This window comes from Actinomycetota bacterium, assembly GCA_036280995.1.
GTDB lineage: Bacteria > Actinomycetota > CALGFH01 > CALGFH01 > CALGFH01 > CALGFH01.
This window is the reverse complement of the sequence record DASUPQ010000151.1, coordinates 1-2,624: the sequence shown is the minus strand read 5'-3', so window position 1 is coordinate 2,624 and position 2,624 is coordinate 1. Positions and strand designations below refer to the sequence as shown.

Annotated in this window: 1 protein-coding gene; it reads left to right on the top strand. The window is 68.1% G+C overall.

Going from position 1 to position 2,624, the window contains the following annotated elements; translation table 11 throughout:
- Window positions 1-1,070 precede the first annotated feature (1,070 nt).
- On the top strand, window positions 1,071-2,501 hold the full coding sequence (gene ltrA / locus VF468_04750) for a group II intron reverse transcriptase/maturase (GenBank protein HEX5877624.1): 1,431 nt from the start codon (window positions 1,071-1,073) through the stop codon (window positions 2,499-2,501).
- Window positions 2,502-2,624: the final 123 nt, after the last annotated feature.

The window sequence follows — 2,624 nt, the reverse complement described above, 5'->3', positions numbered from 1 at the left end:
TCGAAGAACTGCGGCGTAGGCGTGGCGATGCTGTCGGGGTCAAGGCGGGCGCCTCCCTCATCGATCGATTCCGTGGTGAACGTGGGAACCATCCCCGGTCGCCCTTCCCGCCGGGCAGCCAGTCCGGTGGCGGGCGGGTCCGTTGCCGACCGATGGCCGTGGGGTGGGGCGGAGGCCCCGTAGTAGTCCGAGCACGCGAGAGGCGTGCGCATGGCGAAGGGGGCCAGCAAGTCGGCAGGGAGGACGCTGAAATGCCCGGAGGTCGCCGGTGAATACCGACGGATCGGAGCTCGCGCTGTGTCGTGCGGAGCGACGGGTACGGGAGATTCAGGCCAAGCTGCACCGTTGATGACGGGGCTTGTGGAGCGCCCGTTGCTCGGAAACGGGCACGGCGGGTGCGGGAGGCGACTCGGGGAAACCCACCGGTGGAAACACCGGCAGGGCGCCCCGAGTCGACCTCACGTGCGCCACGAGGCGCCTGGAATCGAGTGGAGGTGAGAGGACTTCACCGCCGGTCAGTCGCAGCTGGCCGGTGAAGCTGGGGGCAGCCGGGGCGTGGGAACGCACGCGATGGTGGGAGCAGCCCCGACAACGTACGGGACGGGTCGGCACTGTCAGACGGCTCGGGTCCGGCAAGCAGTGATGAGAAGGCGTACGAGAGGAACCGCTGTCTGAAGCCCCGTAAGTCCAGAGCCGGCTCAAACCTGACGGATAGGGGCCGGTGTGCAGCGCGTGGCCGGTATCGCTTCGGCGGTGCGGGCCTACTCCGAAGCCGGTTTGTGGGTCCGGTGGGGAGGCCACGTCGAAGAACTGCGGCGTAGGCGTGGCGATGCTGTCGGGGTCAAGGCGGGCGCCTCCCTCATCGATCGATTCCGTGGTGAACGTGGGAACCATCCCCGGTCGCCCTTCCCGCCGGGCAGCCGGTCCGGTGGCGGGCGGGTCCGTTGCCGACCGAGGGCCGTGGGATGGGGCGGAGGCCCCGTAATAGTCCGAGCACGCGAGAGGCGTGCGCATGGCGAAGGGGGCCAGCAAGTCGGCAGGGAGGATGCTGGAATGCCTGGAGGTCGCCGGTGAATACCGACGAATCGGAGCTCGCGCTGTGTCGTGCGGAGCAACGGGTACGGGAGATCCAGGCCAAGCTGCACCGTTGGGCCCGTGATGATCCTCATCGCCGGTTCGATGATCTGTTCAACCTCGTCGCCGACCCGGCGTTCCTGCTGGTCGCCTGGGATCGGGTGCGGGGCAACAAGGGTGCCCGCACGGCCGGAGCGGACGGTCAGACCGTCCACTACGTGGAGACTGTGCGGGGCGTCGAAGGGTTTCTCGATGAGCTGCGGTCGCAGGTGCGCGACCGCAGTTTCCGCCCGTTGCCAGTGCGCGAGCGGATGATCCCCAAGGCGGGTGGCAAGCTGCGTCGCCTGGGGATCGCCGCCGTGCGGGATCGGGTGGTCCAGGCATCCTTGAAGCTGGTGTTGGAGCCGATCTTCGAGGCGGATTTCCTCCCGTGCTCCTACGGGTTCCGCCCGAACCGCCGGACTCATGACGCGGTGGCCGAGGTGCGTCATCTGACGTCGCACTCCTATGAGTGGATCGTGGAGGGCGACATCACGGCCTGCTTCGACGAAATCTCGCATCCGGCCCTGATGGACCGGGTGCGGGTACGCGTCGGGGACAAGCGTGTCCTGGCTCTGGTGAAGGCGTTCCTGAAGGCGGGCATCCTCGGCGAGGATCGCGTCCTGAGGGCGACCGACACCGGCACCCCGCAGGGGTCGATTCTCTCACCGCTGCTGAGCAACGTGGCCCTCTCGGTCCTAGACGAGCACATCGCCCAGGCCCCGGGAGGCCCGGCTGCCAGCCGATACCAACGGGCCAAGCGTCGCGCTCAGGGTCTGCCCAACTACCGCCTTATCCGGTACGCGGACGACTGGTGCCTGGTCATCTCCGGCACGAAGGCCGACGCGGAAACCCTGCGGGAGGACATAGCGGCGGTCTTGTCCACGATGGGTCTGCGCCTGTCGCAGGATAAGACCTTGATCACCCACATCGACGAGGGCCTGGTGTTCCTCGGCTGGCGCATCCAACGTCACCGCAAACGAGGCACCAACCGGTCCTACGTCTACACCTACCCGGCACGCAAGGCCGTCAGGGCCGTGACCGGCAAGATCAAGACGCTGTGCCGACGGATGGACACGAACCAGCCGCTGGAGGTCCTGCTGCGGCCGCTCAACCGGCTGCTGCGGGGCTGGTGCGCCCACTTCCGGCCCGGCGTGTCCAGCGCCACCTTCGCCTACCTGAGCGCCTACACCTGGGCCCGGGTCATCGGATGGTTGCGCCGCAAACACCGCCGGATCACCTGGAAGGAACTCCGCCGCCGCTACTGCGCGGGCGGATGGTGGCCGAGCACGAAGGACAGGCACCTGTTCAACCCGGCGAAGATACGCACAACACGGTACCGATACCGGGGAACAGTGATCCCGACTCCGTGGCCGGTCGCGGGATGAGGAACCACACCACCGCTGACGGGGCTTGTGGAGCGCCCGTTGCTCGGAAACGGGCACGGCGGGTGCGGGAGGCGACTCGGGGAAACCCACCGGTGGAAACACCGGCAGGGCGCCCCGAGTCGA